12 protein-coding genes and 2 tRNA genes are annotated in these 20,237 nt (G+C 59.8%); 8 read left to right on the forward strand and 6 right to left on the reverse strand.

Annotated elements, in window-relative coordinates; genetic code table 11:
• Window positions 1-45: 45 nt before the first annotated feature.
• The gene (locus LIS66_RS02595; RefSeq protein ID WP_042607808.1) at window positions 46-1,980 is read left to right on the forward strand and encodes a methyl-accepting chemotaxis protein; all 1,935 of its coding nucleotides are present in this window, start codon (window positions 46-48) and stop codon (window positions 1,978-1,980) included.
• A 91-nt stretch (window positions 1,981-2,071) separates the two neighbouring features.
• On the opposite strand, the gene LIS66_RS02600 is transcribed toward LIS66_RS02595, so the two are convergent.
• From LIS66_RS02600 to LIS66_RS02615, 4 genes are all read right to left on the reverse strand, one after another.
• On the reverse strand, window positions 2,072-3,637 hold the full coding sequence (locus LIS66_RS02600; protein WP_042607809.1) for an ABC transporter permease: 1,566 nt from the start codon (window positions 3,635-3,637) through the stop codon (window positions 2,072-2,074).
• Complete coding sequence (locus LIS66_RS02605; RefSeq protein WP_016771941.1) at window positions 3,637-4,647, reverse strand: extracellular solute-binding protein; 1,011 nt, start codon at window positions 4,645-4,647, stop codon at window positions 3,637-3,639. The genes LIS66_RS02600 and LIS66_RS02605 overlap by 1 nt, the downstream gene beginning before the upstream one ends.
• 185 nt (window positions 4,648-4,832) lie before the next feature.
• Window positions 4,833-4,919: transfer RNA gene (locus LIS66_RS02610), tRNA-Leu, on the reverse strand.
• A gap of 180 nt (window positions 4,920-5,099) precedes the next feature.
• A tRNA-Leu gene (locus LIS66_RS02615) sits at window positions 5,100-5,186 on the reverse strand.
• A 225-nt stretch (window positions 5,187-5,411) separates the two neighbouring features.
• Here LIS66_RS02615 and rnr point away from each other — a divergent pair.
• From rnr to dnaB, 7 genes are all read left to right on the forward strand, one after another.
• The gene (rnr, locus tag LIS66_RS02620; protein ID WP_227973562.1) at window positions 5,412-8,042 is read left to right on the forward strand and encodes a ribonuclease R; all 2,631 of its coding nucleotides are present in this window, start codon (window positions 5,412-5,414) and stop codon (window positions 8,040-8,042) included.
• Window positions 8,039-8,803, forward strand: coding sequence for a 23S rRNA (guanosine(2251)-2'-O)-methyltransferase RlmB (gene rlmB, locus LIS66_RS02625; protein WP_024011372.1), 765 nt, complete (start codon window positions 8,039-8,041; stop codon window positions 8,801-8,803). The genes rnr and rlmB overlap by 4 nt, the downstream gene beginning before the upstream one ends.
• Window positions 8,804-9,109: 306 nt before the next feature.
• Window positions 9,110-9,532 carry a 30S ribosomal protein S6 gene (rpsF, locus tag LIS66_RS02630; RefSeq protein ID WP_016771938.1) on the forward strand — a complete coding sequence of 141 codons (423 nt, stop codon included), beginning with the start codon at window positions 9,110-9,112 and terminating at the stop codon, window positions 9,530-9,532.
• Window positions 9,533-9,561: 29 nt separating this feature from the next.
• Window positions 9,562-9,792 (forward strand): 30S ribosomal protein S18, encoded by a 231-nt coding sequence (gene rpsR, locus LIS66_RS02635; protein ID WP_002551829.1) that lies wholly within the window; start codon window positions 9,562-9,564, stop codon window positions 9,790-9,792.
• Window positions 9,793-9,828: 36 nt separating this feature from the next.
• Window positions 9,829-10,722 (forward strand): hypothetical protein, encoded by an 894-nt coding sequence (locus LIS66_RS02640; protein ID WP_042608968.1) that lies wholly within the window; start codon window positions 9,829-9,831, stop codon window positions 10,720-10,722.
• Window positions 10,723-10,740: 18 nt separating this feature from the next.
• Window positions 10,741-11,187, forward strand: a complete 447-nt coding sequence (gene rplI / locus LIS66_RS02645; protein WP_003221136.1) for a 50S ribosomal protein L9 — start codon at window positions 10,741-10,743, stop codon at window positions 11,185-11,187.
• A 119-nt stretch (window positions 11,188-11,306) separates the two neighbouring features.
• Window positions 11,307-12,704: a replicative DNA helicase gene (dnaB, locus tag LIS66_RS02650; RefSeq protein ID WP_016771936.1), complete on the forward strand. Its 1,398-nt coding sequence runs from the start codon at window positions 11,307-11,309 to the stop codon at window positions 12,702-12,704.
• A 42-nt stretch (window positions 12,705-12,746) separates the two neighbouring features.
• On the opposite strand, the gene LIS66_RS02655 is transcribed toward dnaB, so the two are convergent.
• Entirely contained in the window at window positions 12,747-17,141 is a 4,395-nt protein-coding gene (locus LIS66_RS02655; protein ID WP_227973563.1) for an NEL-type E3 ubiquitin ligase domain-containing protein, read from the reverse strand.
• 373 nt (window positions 17,142-17,514) lie between these two features.
• Window positions 17,515-20,127 (reverse strand): hypothetical protein, encoded by a 2,613-nt coding sequence (locus LIS66_RS02660; RefSeq protein WP_227973564.1) that lies wholly within the window; start codon window positions 20,125-20,127, stop codon window positions 17,515-17,517.
• Window positions 20,128-20,237: the final 110 nt, after the last annotated feature.

Here is a 20,237-nt window from a genome sequence, read left to right on the forward strand (position 1 = left end):
AAGAGTGCCATCAAATTAATGGCGTCAGAAGTAGAGGGATTTAAAGTGTCAGCCGTTCTCTCACTGTTACAAAGCCGTTTGTTGCGGCCGGTGTTCGTTACCCTTGGTATCGCCCTTTTGGTGCAGGTGCTGGTCGCAGTCGCCCTGACGCGGAGCACGGTCACGGCGCTGGAAGCCGATCTGGCCGTGCGCCTGGGTGCCGACAGTCAGAAGCTCTCCAGTGAGCTGGAGCAGGCCGGACGTGAAGTCACTTCGAGTCTCGATGCGCTGTCAGCCAGTACTCGTCAGCGCCTCACGGCGGGCCTGTCGGCGCGCCTCAAAGAAGAGCAGGCGCAACTGCGCGCAACTTTGGAAAAGGATCTCAAGGATTCGGCCAACGACATGGCGCAGTTGCTTGCATCCGTAGCGCCGCGTGCCATGTGGGACAGCGACGTACCGACGCTGTCGGAGTTCGCCCGCCGTGCCCAGCGCAACCCCAACGTGCTGTTCGTGGTGTACGACGACGCCACCGGCCAACATCTGACTCGTTATCTCAATCGCGAAAACCCGATCAACAAGGCCTTGCTGGAAAAAGGCCAGGGCGAGCGTGCGCTGGATAAAGTGCTGGATGCGGCGAAAAACGATCCTTCGGTTTACTACCTCGAAGCCTCGATCAATCCCAACGGCGTGGAAATCGGCAAGGTGCTGATGGGGGTTTCCACGGCGTCGGTGGAAACCGATCTGGCCGAGCTCGACAAGCGTTTCCTTGCGCTGATTGCCAGCAGCGATCAACTGGTCGGCGACAGCCTCAAAGGCGCAGCCGCGGACAGCGCCAAGGCCATGCAGGCACGCCTGCAATCGGCACAGGGCACCGCTGGCGAAATGAAAGCCAACACCGCACAGACCGTTCAAGAGGCGGCTGCGACATTACGCTGGCGCATCGGCCTCGGCCTGGCACTGGTCGGTTGCGGCGTGCTGCTGTTGCTGGCGGTGGTGCTGGGTCATCGGGTGGTCAATCGCCTGAAAATGCTCAACGCGGCGATGGATGATCTGGCGGCAGGCGAGGGCGATCTCACCAAGCGTGTGCAGATCAACAGCAAGGATGAGATTGGCGACATGGCGTCGGCGGTCAATCGCTTCGTCGACAAGTTGCAGCCGATCGTGCGCGAGGCGGGCGACGTCGCTCAGCGCACCGGCGTGGAAATCGGTGCGATGACCTTGCGCAATGCCGGCGCCGATGCGGCTGCCGGGATGCAGCGCGATGAGGTCGCAGAAAGCCTGCGCGCTCTGTCGCAAATGGCCGACGAGGCGCAGTCGGAAAGTCAGGCGATGCAGGCGGCGCTGAAGCAGGTTGTCGACATTCGCCAGGCCACTGATGAGAACACTCGTACTTCCGCCAAAGTCGGCAGCCTGATTGAGGCACTGGCAGGGCAGGTCGATACCGGAGCGAAGGTCATCGAGCGGCTGGCGCAGCAGAGCGAGCAGATTGAGGTGGTGCTGACGGTGATTCACGGCATCGCCGAACAGACCAACCTACTGGCATTGAACGCTGCGATCGAGGCGGCGCGGGCCGGTGAAACCGGGCGTGGGTTTGCCGTGGTGGCGGATGAAGTGCGTGCCCTGGCGAGCAAGACGCAAAGCTCCACCGGCGATATTCAGGCGCACATCGTCGCTCTGCAGCAGGGCGCGCGTGAAGCGGTCGAAGCGATTGGCCAGGCCGGACGGCAGGCCAGCGAAGGTTTGCTGGTATTGCGCGACAGTGCGCGGTTGCAGCAGTCGGTGCAGGCTTCGGTTGAGCAGGTGCATGCGGCGATCGGTCTGGCGACGCAAGCGGCAGCGCATCAGGCGCAGGGCGCGCAGGCAGTGCGGGGGCGTGTCGAGACGATCCATGCACAGGCCGAAAAAGCGGCGCAGGCAGTGGTGGAAACCACGGCCAGTGGCAAGGTGCTGGATGGTCTGGCGGCGCAGTTGAAAGCCAGCCTGGGGCAGTTCCGCGCTTGATGTTGGCTGGGCTGGCCGCATCGCGAGCAGGCTCACTCCTACATTTGGAATACGTTCCCCTGTAGGAGTGAGCCTGCTCGCGATAGCTGTTTCAGTGGCTCAAATACATCCGCGTCGTTAGCAGATATACCGGCAGTCCGGAAACCAGAATCAACAACGCCGCATACGGCGCCGCTGCCGCAAACTCGACATTCGCCGTGTGCGCCCAGACCTCTGTCGCCAGCGTATTCAGTCCAGTCGGACTGAGCAGCAACGTCGCCGTCAATTCCTTCATCGCATCGAGAAACACCAGCGCAAACGCCGCGCCCAGTGCCGGGAAAATGATCGGCAGGGTCACCCGGCAAAACGCCGTGAACGACGACGCGCCCAGCGTACGCGCTGCTTCTTCCAGCTGCGGTGCAGCCTTGTTCAGCGCGGTACGGATCGGCGCTTGCGCCAGTGGCAGGAACAGCAGCGCATAGGCGATCAGCAACAAGCCCGACGTCTGATACAGCGCCGGCACGTAATGCAGGGCGAAATACACCAGCGTCAACGCAATCACCAGTCCCGGCAGCGCGTGCAGCAGATAAGGCAAGCGTTCGGCCCAGATTGCCAATTGGCCTTTATAGCGCACCACCAGCAGTCCGACCGGAACCGCCAGCACCAGGCACAATGCCGCGCCGCCCAGTGACAATGCCAGCGACGACAATAACGCCTCGCTGATCGCTGCTACCGGGAACGCTGCTGACGAACCGACCGCCAGCCAGTACGCCAACATTCCCAACGGAATGCCGCTGCCGATGATCGCCAGCAACAGGCAATACAACTGACCGAGCGCAGCCCACGGCCCAAGCTTTACTTGTTCGGCCTGTCGGGCTGCGCCCTGGCCGGTGCGCACATGCCGGCCCTTGCCGCGCACGCGCAACTCCAGCCACAACAAGAGCAGACACAGCGCCAGCAACACCGCAGAAAGCATCGCGGCATTGGCGTTGCTGAATTCCAGTTCGAATTGCTGGTAGATCGCCGTGGTAAACGTCTGCAGGCCGATGATCGACAGCGCGCCGAACTCCACCAGCATGTGCAGGGCAATCAGCAACGAGCCGGCCAGCAGCGATGGCCACAGCAGCGGCAGGGTGACGCGGAAAAACACGCCCCAGCGATTCTGCCCCAGCGTGCGAGCGGACTCTTCGAGAGAGGGATCGAGATTGCGCAGGGTCGCCGCGACTGGCAGAAAGATCAGCGGGTACTTCGACAGGCTCATCACCAGAATCGCGCCGCCGAGGCCTTCGAACTGCGCACTCAGCGACACCCAGGTGAAGCTGCTGACAAACGCCGGCACCGCGAACGGCAGGCACAGGATCACGCCCCACAGGCGTCGACCCGGCAGATTGCTGCGTTCCAGCAGCCATGCCAGTGACAGGCCGATCACGCCGCAGGTAATCGTCACGCCGATCATCAGTGCCAAAGTATTGCGCAACAGGCCAAACACATACGGGCGCCACAACAAGTGCAACGCCTCGGCCCAGCCGGCCTGCCAGGCTTTCACTCCGACGTAGGCCAGGGGCAACAGGCTCAATACCACCAGTAGCAGAACCGGCAGCACCAGCCAGATCGACGGCCGTTTGCGTCTTGGCACATAACCCCCGCGCGCGGCGGGGGCCGATAACGATGCTGCCATCAGTTCAGGCCAACTTCGCGTTCCAGCTCCAGGGCTTCTTCAGCATTGCCCAGATCCGCCGGAGTAACGTTCGGCGCTTCCAGTTCGCTGAATGGCTTGAGGCCGCGATCCGATTCCATGCCTTTGTGCAGCGGGTATTCGGCGGTGGTTTGGGTGATCACGCGCTGGCCTTCTTCGCTGGCCATGAACGCGAGGAATTGCTGGGCTTCTTTTGGATGTTTGCTGGATTTGAGAACCGCAGCGCTGGACACGGTGATCAAGCCGCCAGCGTCGCCGCCGGTGAAATAATGCAGTTTGGAGTCGAGCTTGCCTTTCTCGCGCTGCAGGGCGAACCAGTAATAATTGTTCACCAGCACCGTGGCGACTTCGCCGTTCTCCACGGCTTTGAGCGCGACCATGTTGTTGCTGTAGGTCTTGCCGAACGCGCGCAGACCGGTCAGCCATTCTTCGGCAGCGTCGCGACCGTGCAGTTTGATGATCGCAACGGCTTGCTCCTGGAAGGCGCCGCTGGTCGGAACGAAACCGACTTTGCCCTGCCATTGTGGCTCGGAGAACTCCATGACCGATTTCGGCAGGTCTTTTTCATCGATCAGTTTCGGGTTGAACGCTACCACGCGCACCCGGGCGGTAACACCGATCCAGGTGCCATTGGCGGCGACATATTTTTCCGGCAGAACCGCCAGTGTGGCGTCATCGGCCTTGGCCAGCAGGCCCTGTTCGCCGAGGTTGTTCAGCGGCGGCGACTCTTCGGTGTAGATCACGTCGGCGGGGGAGCGATCGCCTTCTTCGATGATCTGGCTGGCGAGCTGATTGCTGCTGCCTTTGCGCACGTTGACGTGAATGCCAGTCTTGGCCTCGAAAGCCTTGGCAATCGCATCGCCGACTTCCTTGTGCTGGCCGTTGTAGAGGGTCAGGGAAACCGCATCGGCAGCCTGGGTGAGGGGAGTGGCGAGCGCCAGGCCGAGGAGGGTGAAGGTCAGGCCTCGGCGCAGGGTATTTCGAAAAGTCATTCGCAGGGTTCCTCACTGTCGCATTGCAAAAACTTGCAACAATGATAAACGATATTGTTTCTCAAGTGCGCCTTGTGCGGGACAAGGGGATCGGATAGACCTGCGGAAATTCAGGGAGCCAGAAACGCAAAAACCCGCTTTCGCGGGTTTTTGGGAAATCCAAGGCCTGAACCCTGGATTTGAATTGGTGCCCAGAAGAAGACTCGAACTTCCACGACCGTAAGGTCACCAGCACCTGAAGCTGGCGTGTCTACCAATTTCACCATCTGGGCAATCATCGCAAGCGTTGCCGCTGTTGATGTGGCGCACTATACGGAGGCCTTTTTGATCTGTAAACCCCTGATTTGGTTTTAATAAATCAGTGTGAACAAAAGCTTTCCCGCAAATGCAAAAAACCCGCTTTCGCGGGTTTTGTGTGAGTCTTGAAACTGATCTAGTCTCAAACTCGAAATTGGTGCCCAGGAGAAGACTCGAACTTCCACGACCGTAAGGTCACCAGCACCTGAAGCTGGCGTGTCTACCAATTTCACCACCTGGGCATCATCGAAAGCGCTTGTGCGTCGTCGATGGCGCGCACTATACGGAGCGTCTTTTTAACTGTAAACCCCTGCTGCAGAAAAAACTGAATTTTTTTACCAGCGGCGTTCAAAAGCGTATCTGCGCGTCGATACAGGGCCTTGTAAGGCCTTATAGAGTCGGAAATTTCCCGTTTCCCGGCGCCTATGCCAAACTAACCCGCATATAGACAAGGTGAAAACTCTCTAATGGCCGATTGGCAGTCCCTCGATCCCGAGGCCGCTCGTGAAGCGGAAAAATACGAAAACCCTATTCCCAGCCGCGAACTGATCCTGGCGCACCTCGCCGATCGGGGTTCGCCTGCTGCCCGCGAGCAACTGGTCGAAGAGTTTGGTCTGACCACAGAAGACCAGATCGAGGCCCTGCGCCGCCGCTTGCGCGCTATGGAGCGCGACGCTCAATTGATCTACACCCGCCGCGGCACTTACGCGCCGGTGGACAAGCTCGACCTGATCCTCGGCCGCATCAGCGGTCACCGTGACGGCTTCGGCTTCCTGGTGCCGGACGACGGCAGCGATGACCTGTTCATGAGCCCGGCGCAAATGCGCCTGGTGTTCGACGGTGACCGCGCACTGGCGCGGGTTTCCGGGCTCGACCGGCGTGGTCGCCGCGAAGGCGTAATCGTCGAAGTGGTATCCCGCGCTCATGAAACGATCGTCGGCCGCTACTTCGAAGAAGGCGGCATCGGTTTCGTCGTTGCCGACAATCCGAAGATCCAGCAGGAAGTGCTCGTCACCCCGGGCCGCAATGCCAACGCGCAGATCGGTCAGTTCGTCGAGGTGAAGATCACCCACTGGCCAACACCGCGCTTCCAGCCTCAGGGCGATGTGGTCGAAGTGGTCGGCAACTACATGGCGCCGGGCATGGAAATCGATGTTGCCCTGCGCACTTACGACATTCCGCACGTCTGGCCTGAAGCCGTTCTGAAGGAAGCCGGCAAGCTCAAGCCGGAAGTCGAAGAGAAGGACAAAGAGAAGCGCATCGACCTGCGCCATCTGCCGTTCGTCACCATTGACGGCGAAGATGCCCGCGACTTCGACGACGCGGTCTACTGCGAAGCCAAACCGGGCAAGCTGCGTCTGTTCTCCGGTGGCTGGAAGTTGTACGTGGCGATTGCCGACGTTTCCAGCTACGTGAAGATCGGCTCGGCGCTGGATAACGAGGCTCAGGTTCGCGGCAACTCGGTGTATTTCCCCGAGCGCGTGATCCCGATGCTGCCGGAACAGCTGTCCAACGGCCTGTGCTCGCTGAACCCGCAGGTCGATCGTCTGGCCATGGTCTGCGAGATGACCATCTCCAAGTCCGGCGAAATGACCGACTACTGCTTTTATGAGGCAGTGATCCATTCCCACGCCCGTCTGACCTACAACAAGGTCAGCGCGATGCTGGAAACGCCGAAAGCTACCGAAGCGCGCAAATTGCGTGGCGAATACACCGACGTCGTGCCGCACCTCAAGCAGCTCTACGCGTTGTACAAAGTATTGCTGGCTGCCCGTCATGTGCGTGGCGCGATCGATTTCGAAACCCAGGAAACCCGGATCATCTTCGGTTCCGAGCGCAAGATTGCCGAAATCCGTCCGACCGTGCGCAACGATGCGCACAAGCTGATCGAGGAATGCATGCTGGCGGCCAACGTCGCCACCGCCGAATTCCTCAAGAAGCACGAAATTCCTGCGTTGTATCGCGTTCACGCCGGCCCGCCGCCAGAGCGTCTGGAAAAGCTGCGCGCTTTCCTGGGTGAGCTCGGCCTGTCCCTGCACAAGGGCAAGGACGGTCCGTCGCCGAAGGATTACCAGGCCCTGCTGGCGAGCATCAAGGATCGTCCGGATTTCCACTTGATCCAGACCGTGATGCTGCGTTCCTTGAGCCAGGCGGTGTACAGCGCTGAAAATGACGGTCACTTCGGCCTGAATTACGAAGCCTATACCCACTTCACCTCGCCGATCCGTCGTTACCCTGACCTGCTCACGCACCGCGCGATCCGCAGCGTGATCCATTCCAAACAGGACACCCCGCACGTTCGTCGTGCCGGTGCGATGACCATTCCCAAGGCGCGCATCTATCCGTACGACGAAGCGGCGCTGGAGCAACTCGGCGAGCAGTGCTCGATGAGCGAACGCCGCGCCGACGAAGCGACCCGCGACGTGGTGAACTGGCTCAAGTGCGAGTTCATGAAGGATCGCGTCGGCGAGTCGTTCCCGGGCGTGATCACCGCTGTGACCGGTTTTGGCCTGTTCGTCGAATTGACCGACATCTACGTCGAAGGTCTGGTGCACGTCACCGCGCTGCCGGGCGATTACTACCATTTCGATCCAGTGCATCACCGCTTGGCGGGCGAGCGTACCGGTCGCAGTTTCCGTCTTGGCGACACCGTTGAAGTGCGGGTCATGCGCGTTGATCTCGACGAACGCAAGATCGACTTCGAGATGGCGGAAAAAACCATCAGCGCGCCGATCGGTCGCAAGAAACGTGGCGCCGAGACCGCTGCGCCTGCTGCCAAGGCTTCGGAAGAAAAGGCTCCAGCGAAAACCGCCAGCCGTCGTCCGGCCAAGGAAAAGGTTGCCGAAGCCTATCGCCCGAGCGATGCCGTGGCGAAAAACGCCGAGCTGCGCAAAAGCCGTGAATTGAAGAAGGCCTTGCTGGCCGATGCGAAAAACGGTGGTAAAGCGGCGTCCGGGGGAAAGACCGGGCGGTCGGCGCCTGACAGGGCGGCCGACGGCAAGCCAGCCAAACCGAGCAAACACCGTAAGGGCCCGCCAAAAGCGGGTTCCGCTCCAGCCAAAAGCGGCGGGGCGCGTAAACCGAAGGCGAAGTCATGAGTCAGTTGGAAAAAATCTACGGCGTTCACGCGGTAGAAGCGTTGCTGCGTCACCACCCCAAACGCGTCAAGCAGATCTGGCTGGCGGAAAGCCGCAACGATCCGCGCGTGCAGACGCTGGTCGAACTGGCCAACGAAAACCGTGTGCAGGTCGGCCAGGCCGAGCGTCGCGAAATGGACGCCTGGGTTGAGGGCGTGCATCAGGGTGTGGTCGCGGAAGTCAGTCCGAGCCAGGTCTGGGGCGAGGCGATGCTCGACGAGTTGCTCGATCGTACTGAAGGCGCGCCGCTGTTGCTGGTACTCGACGGCGTGACCGACCCGCACAACCTCGGCGCCTGCCTTCGTTCGGCCGATGCGGCCGGGGCGCTGGCGGTGATCGTGCCGAAAGACAAGTCGGCCACGCTGACCCCGGTTGTGCGTAAAGTCGCCTGCGGCGCAGCGGAAGTGATTCCATTGGTGGCCGTGACCAACCTGGCACGCACGCTGGAAAAGCTTCAGCAGCGCGGCCTCTGGGTAGTCGGCACGGCCGGTGAAGCCGAGGTCAGCATTTATGACCAGGACCTGACCGGCCCGACCATCCTGATCATGGGCGCCGAAGGCAAAGGCATGCGTCGCCTGACCCGTGAGCATTGCGACTATCTGGTAAACCTGCCGATGGCCGGCAGCGTCAGCAGCCTCAACGTCTCGGTCGCCACCGGCGTGTGCCTGTTCGAGGCCCAGCGCCAGCGGGGGGCGAAGGCCAAGGCTGCCGCGAAAAAATAAGCTTCACGCAATCAATTGTAGGAGTGAGCCTGCTCGCGATAGCGGAGTTACATTCAGCACATAAGTTGAATGTTGCACCCTCATCGCGAGCAGGCTCACTCCTACATTGCTTTGCGCCAAGGCGAAGATCGGTGGTTGTTCAAATATTCACCAATTGCCTTGCGCCCCCGCAGTCCCTTCTCTACAATTGCGCCCCTTGCTGTGACGGCAGGCACGCATGTGCCCCGCGCCAGCAAGTCCATAAGTGTCATTCACTCCTTGTCTGACCGTTTTTGAGCGGCAGGCTACAACCCGTAAGGAGCATTCATGCGTCATTACGAAATCATCTTTCTGGTCCACCCGGATCAGAGCGAGCAAGTCGGCGGCATGGTTGAGCGTTACACCAAGCTGATCGAAGAAGACGGCGGCAAAATCCACCGTCTGGAAGACTGGGGCCGTCGTCAACTGGCCTACGCAATCAACAATGTTCACAAGGCTCACTACGTGATGCTGAACGTTGAGTGCACTGGCAAGGCCCTGGCCGAGCTGGAAGACAACTTCCGCTACAACGATGCAGTGATCCGTAACCTGGTCATCCGTCGCGACGAAGCCGTTACCGGCCAGTCCGAGATGCTCAAGGCTGAAGAAAACCGCAGTGAGCGCCGTGAGCGTCGCGACCGTCCTGAGCACGAAGGCGCCGAAGGCACCGACAGTGATGACAGCGACAACAGCGATAACGCTGACGAGTAATCCACGGACCTTATTAAGGAGCCTATCAAATGGCACGTTTCTTCCGTCGTCGTAAATTCTGCCGCTTCACCGCTGAAGACGTGAAAGAGATCGATTACAAAGATCTCAACACTCTGAAAGCCTACGTATCCGAGACCGGCAAAATCGTTCCAAGCCGCATCACCGGTACCAAAGCTCGTTATCAGCGTCAGCTGGCCACCGCTATCAAGCGCGCCCGCTTCCTGGCCCTGCTGGCCTACACCGACAGCCACGGCCGCTGAGACCGGGCAGTCGACAAGTAGCAAAGGATTGAATGCATGCGCGCCTTAGCTGAGTTCATCATGCGAGGCCGAATGCAGGCCACTCTCGTGGTGGCCGGATGTGCAACATTGCCGTTGTTGTATTGGTTGGGTGCTGCCGCCGGGAGCCTTGTGCTGCTGCGGCGCGGATTGGCGGACGCCCTTGGCGTTCTGTCCCTGGGACTGCTGCCAGCCTTGATCTGGTGGCTGTATGCCGACGACCCACGGGCACTTCTGGTGCTGCTGGGGTCTGCGGTGCTTGCGTTGGTTTTGCGCGCAAGCGAATCCTGGGTCCGTACGCTGCTGGTCAGCGTAGTGATCGGAGTGGTGTTTTCAGTGGTGCTCGGGGTCGCGTTTGCGGCCCAGATCGAGATGCTCGCACAGGCCCTTATAAAGGTCATGCCGGCGCTTCTCGGTGAGACCTACAAGCAATTGTCGGTCGATGAGCAAGCGCGTTTCGCGTCCCTGATTGCACCGGTCCTGACCGGACTGATTGCGGCCTTGTTGCAGATCGTCAGCGTGCTGAGCCTGATTGTCGGGCGGCATTGGCAGGCGTTGTTGTACAACCCGGGTGGTTTCGGTCGCGAGTTTCGCGCCATCCGCATCCCGCTGGGGCCGGCGATGTTACTGCTGGCGTTGATGCTTCTGGGCCCGAATCTCGGTGCACAGATGGCCATGTTGACGCCGTTGTGCAGTGTACCGCTGGTGTTCGCCGGGCTGGCCCTGATTCATGGGCTGGTCGGGCAGAAGCGACTGGCCGGTTTCTGGCTGGTGGGGTTGTACGTCACGCTGCTGTTGTTCATGCAGCTGATCTATCCGTTGCTCGTGGTTCTGGCCATTGTCGACAGCCTGATTGATTTTCGCGGTCGTCACGTGTCGAAAGACACCGACAGCGCGAACGGTGAAGGTTAAAAGTTAGAGGATTTTCACATGCAACTGATCCTTCTGGAAAAAATCGCCAACCTGGGCAACCTGGGCGACAAAGTAAACGTTAAGGCCGGTTACGGCCGTAACTACCTGCTGCCTTTCGGCAAGGCTACCGCTGCGACCGCTGCCAACCTGGCTGCGTTCGAAGAGCGTCGCGCCGAGCTGGAAAAAGCTGCCGCAGACCGTAAGGCATCGGCTGAAAGCCGTGCTGCCCAACTGGCCGAGCTGGAAGTGACCATCACTGCCACCGCTGGCGACGAAGGCAAGCTGTTCGGTTCGATCGGTACTCACGACATCGCTGACGCACTGACCGCTTCCGGCGTTGAAGTGCAGAAGAGCGAAGTTCGTCTGCCAAACGGCACCATCCGCAACGTGGGTGAATTCGACGTGGCCGTGCACCTGCACGCCGAAGTTGAAGCCACCGTACGCGTTGTCGTGGTAGCAGCTTAAGCAACATCGATCGGCTGGCGGCTTGTCCGTCAGACGGTTAACATCGGGCACGATCCTGTTTACAGGTCGTGCCCTTTGTCTTTCTGAATTCCCCGCTTTTCACTAATACTCAAGTGGCCATGAACGATATCTCCGCTCCCGAGCAATACGATCTGCAAACCGCTGCCCTGAAGGTGCCGCCGCATTCCATCGAGGCCGAACAGGCCGTACTCGGTGGTCTGATGCTGGACAACAACGCCTGGGAACGCGTGCTCGATCAAGTCTCCGACGGCGATTTCTATCGACATGACCACCGCCTGATCTTCCGTGCCATCGCCAAACTGGCCGATCAGAACTCGCCGATCGACGTCGTGACCCTTGCCGAGCAATTGGACAAGGAAGGTCAGACGTCGCAAGTCGGCGGCCTCGGCTATCTTGGCGAACTGGCGAAAAACACGCCGTCCGTCGCCAACATCAAGGCCTATGCGCAGATCGTCCGCCAGCGTGCGACGTTGCGCCAACTGATCGGGATCAGCACCGAGATCGCCGACAGCGCCTTCAACCCGGAAGGCCGTACTGCCGAAGAAATCCTCGACGAAGCCGAACGGCAGATCTTCCAGATCGCCGAAGCGCGGCCGAAGACCGGCGGCCCGGTCGGCGTCAACGAGCTGCTGACCAAGGCCATCGACCGCATCGATACCCTGTTCAACACCGCAGACGCGATCACCGGCCTGTCCACCGGCTACACGGATCTCGACGAGAAAACCAGCGGCTTGCAGCCGTCCGACCTGATTATCGTCGCCGGCCGTCCGTCGATGGGTAAGACCACCTTCGCAATGAACCTGGTGGAAAACGCCGTGTTGCGCAGCGAGAAAGCGGTGCTGGTCTACTCCCTCGAGATGCCAGGCGAATCGCTGATCATGCGTATGCTGTCGTCGCTCGGCCGGATCGACCAGACCAAGGTGCGTTCCGGTCAGCTCGAAGACGATGACTGGCCGCGCCTGACTTCGGCCGTCAACCTGCTCAACGATCGCAAACTGTTCATCGATGACACCGCGGGTATCAGTCCTTCGGAAATGCGCGCGCGAACCCGGCGCCTGGTGCGTGAGCATGGCGACGTCGGTCTGATCATGATTGACTACCTGCAACTGATGCAGATCCCCGGGTCCAGCGGTGACAACCGAACCAACGAGATCTCCGAGATTTCGCGATCGCTGAAAGCCCTGGCCAAGGAATTCAACTGCCCGGTAGTCGCCCTGTCGCAGCTCAACCGTTCCCTTGAACAACGTCCCAACAAGCGCCCGGTGAACTCCGACTTGCGGGAATCCGGAGCGATCGAGCAGGACGCCGACGTGATCATGTTCGTTTACCGTGACGAGGTGTATCACCCGGAAACCGAGCACAAGGGCATCGCCGAAATCATCATCGGCAAGCAGCGTAACGGTCCGATCGGGTTCATTCGGCTGGCGTTCATCGGCAAGTACACGCGTTTTGAAAACCTTGCGCCTGGCAGCTACAACTTCGACGACGACGAGTGACAGCAGGCCGAAATCGATCGGCCCGCTGTCACGCTGCACCGCTTACCCAGTCGCGCCGCTTGGTCCCGGACTTTCATCCGCAGGCGTGCCGTCGACAGCAGGTGCCTCGATGGTCGCTCGGGGCTGCAGTTCCTTGCGCGTCAGCGTTTGAATCAAAGTCGCTTCGACAATCGCCAGCTGCGCCGTCACATCATCGGTTTTTGATCTGTATTGAGCGTCGGTCAGCAGGCGTTGCGCTGACTGGCTGTCCAGCATCTCTTGCCGATCCTGAAACGGCTGGCGGCTCGCATCGAATTGCGCCTGGTATTTGTGAACGATGAAGTCCTGCCAGAAATCCATCGATACCAGCGCCTGAAATTCTTCAGGCGAACCGTCCAGCGCAATGACCTTTTTATAAGCCACCTCCAGCATGGCCGGAGTCACCCCGGCCATGCCGATAAAAGTGAGGGATTGCGGTTGAAACGGTAATTGCAGCCGATCCTTGAGGCCAAAGCGATAAGCCATGGTCATTTCATGGGGATCGCGGATGCGCAGGCTGTGGCTGTTTCGCAGCTCCCAGGATGTTGCCGGATTGTCGATGATTGCCTTGCTCGACGCGATCTCTGCCGCCGCAATCTCGTCAACGTGCTTCAAACGAAACAATCCTTTGGACAATTCCACCAATGGCCCGCCCTGCAGGTCCTGTCTGGCCTGCACGCGAGCCTTGTGCGTCATGGCCAGCACCTGCAGGTCGGTGAACGTCGCTGCGGCGAGGTCAGTGCAACCGGCTTCGCATGCGCGAGCGAACAGCTCCCTGCGCAAGGTTCGCGACTGCGGATTGTCTTGGGTGATGACATCGATCACGTCCCAGGCCTGGCGCCGGAAATCGGCGTGGTGAACGCGGCTTGCCAGGATGTTGAAGAAGCCGTCCGAGCCTTCATGTTCGCGCAATGTGCGCCATTGCGCTTTTCTGCGGGAGACTTCATCGACGGTTAATCCCGCAGTCCATTGCGGGTCCGGTTCCATGTTGTTTCTTGCAATGGGGCGCCGGGTAACGGTGACAGACGTCGAGATCAGGTTGGATCTTCGGTTCAGTGGCGTTCTCGCCAGCCTCAGTCGCTCGCCGTAGGCTTGCAACTGCAGGCGGCTGGCGTCAGACAACGGGTTATTGCTCACCAGCGTGCCACTGTTGACCTGAACCGAATGCGCCAGGCGCTCGACGGCCACTGGGGTGACAAACTCAGGAATCGTGGTGATCTGATTGTCGCTCAGATCGATTCTGGTCAGCCTGGGTTGATCGAACAGGCCGGTCGGCCACTGTGAGATTCCGGTGTTCGCCAGACTGGCTTCACGCATATCGGGGATCTGGCTGAAGTCCGGTAGCACGCCAAGATGCGGATTATTGTCTATCCAGAGTGCTCTGAGGGTAGTGCGTTCGGCCAGTATTTGCGCCGTTTCCGCGTTGAGTTCAAGTTGGTTGTTCTGCAAGAACAGCCGCGTCATCCCATGCATTTCGCCCACGGCCGGCGGTAAGTCCCCCAGCCCGTTGCTCGACATGTCGAGCCAGCGCACATGACGAAAGCGGGTGAGGAAACCTTCCGGAGACGCCGTCAGGCTCATTCCGCTCAACCGCAGTGAGCCAACGTGACTGAAGTCCATGCTCAGATCCGGCAGCGTCGGCAAGGTCAGGCCGCTCAAGTCAAGTTCCAGGCCAATTGGCGAGCCATCAAAGGCGTGCACCTGCGCCGTTTCACGCCGCCAGCAACTGATGATTCGATCTCGCGCGGTGGTGCGGTCATTGCGGGTCATGGCGTTGATTTGCAGTTCATTGGCACGCACGTAATGCTGCCTGTTGCCAGCGCCGGAAAACACCCAATCGTCGAGCTGGCCTTTCAGCTGTTCGAACTCTTGTTCCAGCGCGAGCAAGCGCGGGGCAACGGTGCCTCGGTCATGATTCCAGATGAATTCTCTGCACTCTTTAATGGTTTTGGCCGGATACAGAGTTCGATAGCGTTGCGCCCTCGAGTTTTCGCTATCGAACACGGCGGGGTGGGCGGGCTCCATCAGTTCGGGGTGAGATTCTTTGAGGCGCCTCCAGTAGCTGTCGAATTTTCGCCAGTACGCAGACGGAAAGTCGTTGCCTTCAAGCCGCGTGACATTGTTGATTCGCGCGACAACGGACAGCGTCTCGGGTGTCGGGTTGAGGTTCGCCTGGGGAACCTCGCTCAAGCGATTGTCGCGCAGGTCCAGGCTGGTCAAGCCGGTTTTATCCAGCAGCCCGACCGGCCACTGATTGAGGCCGGTGTTTTTCAGATTCAAGACCTGCAAGCCGGGCATGGCGCTGAAGTCGGGCACTATACGCAGTTGGTTGTTGGACAGATCGATGTGTTTCAACTGATGCAATGCACTCACTGCCGAAGCGCTTTGCTCATCCAGCTTTATCCGGTTTGAACTCAGGTTCAGATGGCTGAGTTTGTCCAGCTCGGCAATCCTGGCGGGTAATTTTTCAAGGCCTGAGTGGACGATGGTCAGGCTTTGCAGATTGGGGCAGTTGGACAGGAGAGTAGTGGCCGTGTCCGACCAGATCACCGAGTCGAGTTCGAGGGTTCTGACGTGACTGAAGTCCACGGTCAGCAATGGCAGCGGGCCGTACATCGGTGGCAGTTTCAGCACGCCATCCGAGTCGCCCAGCCAGCAGCCTCTGATGATTCTTGCCAGGCGCGTTGCGTTGATCCTGTCCGGCCCCATGACGCTGGCCGGGCCGGGTTGACTGTCGGCTATATAAGCTTGCAGTTGCGTTTCCAGCAGTTCGAAACCGGCGATCCGTTGGGCTATCCGAGTCTCGGCGTCATCACCCAGGCCGATCAGATACTCCCTGGCGGCTTGCACATCCTTGTCCGGGTACATGCGTCGTACCATCGCTAATTCAGGAATTTCCCCATCCAGTCTGAACGCATCTGCTCGAGAGTCAGTGCGCATCGATGGAAAATCGTTCGCCACACGCCGCCAGTACACTTCGAGGGATCGCCAATAGCCGGCAGGGAAGGGGTTGCCTTCAATCAGGGTGACCGAGTTGATACGGGCACTGGCCAAGAATTGATCGCTGGGCGGATTGAGGATCGCCTGCGGAATTTCGCGCAGTTGGTTGTTGCGCAGGTCGACCACCTGCAGTGCCCCCTGCTCGCGCAGACCGCTGGGCCAGCTCTGCAGTCCGGCGTTGCTGAGGTTCAATGACCGCAGTTGCGACATGCCGCTGAAGTCCGGCGTTTTTCCGAGCGGGTTACCCGACAGATCCAGTTGTTCGAGCTGGTGGAGCGCGCCGAGTTCTATCGCCGTTTGCTCACTCAGCTCGATGTGATTGGAGTTCAGCTCCAGGGTTTTGAGACCGGACATCTTCGCAATGCCGGCGGGCAGCTTATCCAGTGACGAGTGGGTCACCGAGAGTTTTTCGAGGTTGGGAAAACTGCCGAGGAACGTGTCGGCGCTTTCAGTCCAGGCAAGCGCTTTCAACTCCAGCGTGCGTACATGGCTGAAATCGGCAGTCAGTGGGGCGAGGATTGCATCCCCCAGGTCAAGTTTCAGCGTCTCCCCGGTCTGGCGCTTCCAGCAGCGTTTGATTTCTTCGACCGCATGCTCCACCGCGGGGTGCGCAGGGTCGGTGGCGGACTCTGGGGAAGTCTTCTTGATCCAGGCAGCGAGTTCTGCCTTGAGCAACGTGTATTCATTCTCGCGCTGGCTCAGAAAGCTGCTGACGTTTTCCCCCTTCGAGCGCAGAAGTCGAGTGATTCCCTCGCTGTCGAGTGCCGGAAAGAGCTTTTGTGCACGCGACTCAGGGGTACGCAAACGATTGATCGCCGTGGCAAGCCGTTGCAACAGGCCTGGGTGCGCGGGGGCGCCCGACTCGCTACGGAACATGCCGCCGGCACCGCCGACCTCGGTTCCCAGCCAGCCTTCGCGGGCATCGAAAATAATCGGTTCCGACCGCCCCGGACGCGTGGCGATATACGTATTGGCGCTGTCGCGGGCAACCGGATCCTGCGCACGGACGATACGCATCACCGTCGTCGACGGGGTTGACGCATCAACGTCGTGCAGCACTTGATAGCTGTGGTTGTCGATCACCGCATACAGTTTGCCGTTGAACCGGTGCAGACCATCGTTGCCGCTTTGCAAGCCGCTGAAGTCCAGCGGTGTACGGAATGCCTCCAGGCGGGTGACCGACAACGCGATACCGATCGGTTCGAATTGTTCCAGCTCATGCCAGACACCTGAACTGGAGTCGCGCAGCAGCACCGGGCCCGAGGGGCTGGACTCGCTGGGCCGTCTGGCTCTGTACAGTCCCGTTTCCGGATCCTTGCCGACCAGTACGATGCCACCGGGCACGTCGACGTACTGGCGGCCCTTGTGCGTTCTCAAACCGTCAGCATTGCGATCCGACAAGCCGCTGGCCGCGGGCACCCAGTAGTGCTCCAGGGACTGGCTTGCCCCATGCGCATTATCAATGGGCGACCCGGGCTGATGAACCGTGACGCCTGGTGCCGGCTCGATCGCGTCGATATCGGCTGGCGTTGGCAAGCGGCCCGGTCGTGATGACTGCCCACCGGGTATCGAGATATCTGAAGCTGTGCGCAGTGGCAAGTCGAGACGCGGGGTGTCCACGTCTGGCACAGCGTTTTGCCGAACCGGGGGATTGCCGGAACTGTTTCCTCTGGGAGGCGATTTAACGGGCATGTCTTTCTATCCTTGCAGGGTTTGCGCATCAGCCCGACTGAACGGGAACTGATGGCAGGGTCGGCGTCATTGCCTGATGGATGGTGTTTTCCCGAGTCCTTCACTCAGCCCTGGCGGGCACAGCAGCCGGGTTGGCCAGTGCAAATATTTTGCTCGCGGTCTTGCCATCGAAGGTCTGGCGCCAGATCGCCACGTGCGGCAAGCCGGCCTGTTCGTCGCGGCGCTGAGCGTCGATGCCGCGTCGGCTCTGTTCTAGGGTTTTAAGGTGGCCGCCCCGTGTGGTGAAACTCAGGGGCGGGGCGTCGCGCTGGTCATAGTGGAAATGTGCCTCCCACAGCGGTGCGTCATTGGCGCGATCAGTGATCGAATAAACGTCGAGAAACGACTTGCTCTTGCCTTTGCCCAACTGCTTGCGATCAACGGTTTTGCTCACGCTGACTTCGTCGGCATCCATCAGATAATTCAAACGCATGATGTCGAGCACGTCGCTGTTCTTGTACATGCGCACAAGAACGCTTCGGCCATGCGCTTCCAGTAACCTGGCAGCGGTTCGCAAACGCGCAGCCAGGTCGAGGATTTCGCGGTCACCGGGCGCGTCCTCATGGCCTTCCAGGCGTCTCGCCTGCTCGTTCATACGCTCGGTTTCTTTGCTCAGGTCTTCGACAATCTCGCTCGGATTGGCTTTTCTGGTTTCATCCACCCTGGCCTTGGCAACGTGTTGTTCGACATCGGCCAGTAACCGTTTCGCCTCGGCGACCAGCTGGGGTCTTGGGGTGCTGGCGATAGGCGGTCGCACTGGCAACCATTCACCCTGTCGTTTCTCATAGCGGGCGGAGGGAGAGCCCGGGCGCAACGGGTCTGGAACCCTGACGATGACATTGCCGTCCTGAGCGGTTTCCGTTTCGCCGACCAGAACCCGGTAGGTGCCGTGTTGGCGGACCCGGAAAACTTTTCTCGGTGTCAGGGGGCGGGGACTTTCGGAAGGGTCGGGCTGCGCTGGCAGGAAATCGAAATCGATATCGTGGTCGATGTCGGGCAGTTCCCGATCGCGGCCGATCGATTCCAGAATGCCGCTGAGCCTGTTTTCGATCCGCGTCTCGAGTGGATCAATCAGATTGAGGATTTCCCTGAGATACCCGGCCTTCACAGCATCGGTGTCAGCGTTGGCGACCAGTTGCATTGCAAATCGGGACCTGTCCGCCCTGATCTGGTCAAGGCTCAAGAGCAGCGCCATCGGGTGCTCGTGTTGCGGAATGTTTTTCAGGTCTCCGGTGACCAGGTCGACACAGGAAAGCGATGGCATGGTGGTGTTGGGCGAATGGTCTGGCGTGCCCGCATAAAGGTGTACGTAAAGGGTCAGCTTGTTGAAGTTGATGCGCTCGGCCGACGGTACTTGCTGCCTGATTTCTTCGAGTATCGGCTCCGCTCCAGGGGCGGCTTTTCTGATTTCTGCCAACACCACTTCACGTTCTTCGATAAACCTCAGTTTCTTGTTCAGGTGAGGAATGATCTTTTTGCAACTGTCGGCATCCAGCCTGGAAATCGTAGGCTTGACCCTCAGGTCCATGACCGCCATGAGGCGGTTGAGGAATTCGCCGCGTTCTATGCGAAAGGTGTGCAGTTCCTCCTTGAACAACCCGCCGGCTTTGGCAAGGACCAGCCATTTCCTGTTGAGTACCAGCGATTCCACGAAATCCGCCTGCTTTTGCACATGCTTGAGCAGGTGCACTTCAAGGCTCAGCAATTTTGCGTTTCGCTCTGCGCTGCCCTCTGGCAGTTTCCGGGTTTCTTCCCAGAGGGTGTTATGACGTGCCGACGAGTTGGTCAAATCGGTGTGGGCCTTGTGAAAAGGCTCATACATCTGCATCAGCGTATCTTTACTCAAGCGCGCAATCTCTGCGTCCTGAATGACTTTTTGCAGGTCTGGCAGGTGATAGACCCAGCGACTGCCGTCATCGCGCCTGACCGGCCGCGTCTCGCCGCTGCGGCTGGCCCGGTAGATGTTTGCGCTGTCGGCTGCCACGGGGTCTTTCTGGTTGACGATACGCCAGGCTTTTTGTGTCGCAGTGGAGGCGCTCACATCGTGCATGACCTGATAAACGTGATTGTGCAGGGTCAGGTATAGCCGACCCTCATGGCGCACCAACCCGTCGCTGTCGACCTTGGCGTCGGTGATATGCGCAGACTTGTGAAACGTCTGCAGGTGAGTGTCGGCCAAGGTAACGGCGTCACCGTCGTTGAGCGAATGCCACAGTCCGCTGCCAGTGTCACGCAGCATGAGCGGACCCGAGGCAACCCGCTCGGCGGCGAGTTGGGCGCGGTAGAGGCCGGTCTGCGGATCGACTCCGACCAACACGATGCCGCCATCCGCGACATCGACGTATTCGCGTCCTTTGTACGTCCTCAAACCCTCGGTATTGGCGAGGGACAAGCGTTCAGGAGCCGGGATTCGATAGCGCTCCAGCGATTGTGGCCCTGTGGCGCCCCTTTCTACCGAGGCCGTAGTCGCATGCGCTATGACGACGGGAGATTGTCTTGTCAGCTCAGGGCCGGCTGTGCCGTGAGTGCCGAGCGGCCGCACCGGAGGAGGGGTGGACAGGGACGGTTCAGGCTGTGTCCGTGGCGCTCGCCCGCTATGGCCTGGCTGCGGCGAATCAGGGCTGGTCGGAAGATTGACTTTGATGCTGCCCTTGGCGGGCTGTTTGGGTGACATTGCTTCATCCTTGAAGGGTTGTCACATCAGTCGGCACAGATGCTCGACTAATGGATGTTGTATTGGAACGCTGATTTTTTTCACTGTGACGGGCTGTCAGGCAGGCTCGA

The sequence above is a fragment of the Pseudomonas sp. HN2 genome (assembly GCF_020736465.1).
GTDB classification, from domain to species: domain Bacteria; phylum Pseudomonadota; class Gammaproteobacteria; order Pseudomonadales; family Pseudomonadaceae; genus Aquipseudomonas; species Aquipseudomonas moraviensis_A.

Excerpts from the sequence above, each read along its gene's own strand:
- LIS66_RS02600 (WP_042607809.1), bottom strand. The coding sequence starts at position 3,637 with ATGGCAGCATCGTTATCGGCCCCCGCCGCGCGCGGGGGTTATGTGCCA.
- LIS66_RS02605 (WP_016771941.1), bottom strand. The coding sequence starts at position 4,647 with ATGACTTTTCGAAATACCCTGCGCCGAGGCCTGACCTTCACCCTCCTC.
- rnr (WP_227973562.1), top strand. The coding sequence starts at position 5,412 with ATGGCCGATTGGCAGTCCCTCGATCCCGAGGCCGCTCGTGAAGCGGAA.
- rlmB (WP_024011372.1), top strand. The coding sequence starts at position 8,039 with ATGAGTCAGTTGGAAAAAATCTACGGCGTTCACGCGGTAGAAGCGTTG.
- rpsF (WP_016771938.1), top strand. The coding sequence starts at position 9,110 with ATGCGTCATTACGAAATCATCTTTCTGGTCCACCCGGATCAGAGCGAG.
- rpsR (WP_002551829.1), top strand. The coding sequence starts at position 9,562 with ATGGCACGTTTCTTCCGTCGTCGTAAATTCTGCCGCTTCACCGCTGAA.
- LIS66_RS02640 (WP_042608968.1), top strand. The coding sequence starts at position 9,829 with ATGCGCGCCTTAGCTGAGTTCATCATGCGAGGCCGAATGCAGGCCACT.
- rplI (WP_003221136.1), top strand. The coding sequence starts at position 10,741 with ATGCAACTGATCCTTCTGGAAAAAATCGCCAACCTGGGCAACCTGGGC.
- dnaB (WP_016771936.1), top strand. The coding sequence starts at position 11,307 with ATGAACGATATCTCCGCTCCCGAGCAATACGATCTGCAAACCGCTGCC.
- LIS66_RS02660 (WP_227973564.1), bottom strand. The coding sequence starts at position 20,127 with ATGTCACCCAAACAGCCCGCCAAGGGCAGCATCAAAGTCAATCTTCCG.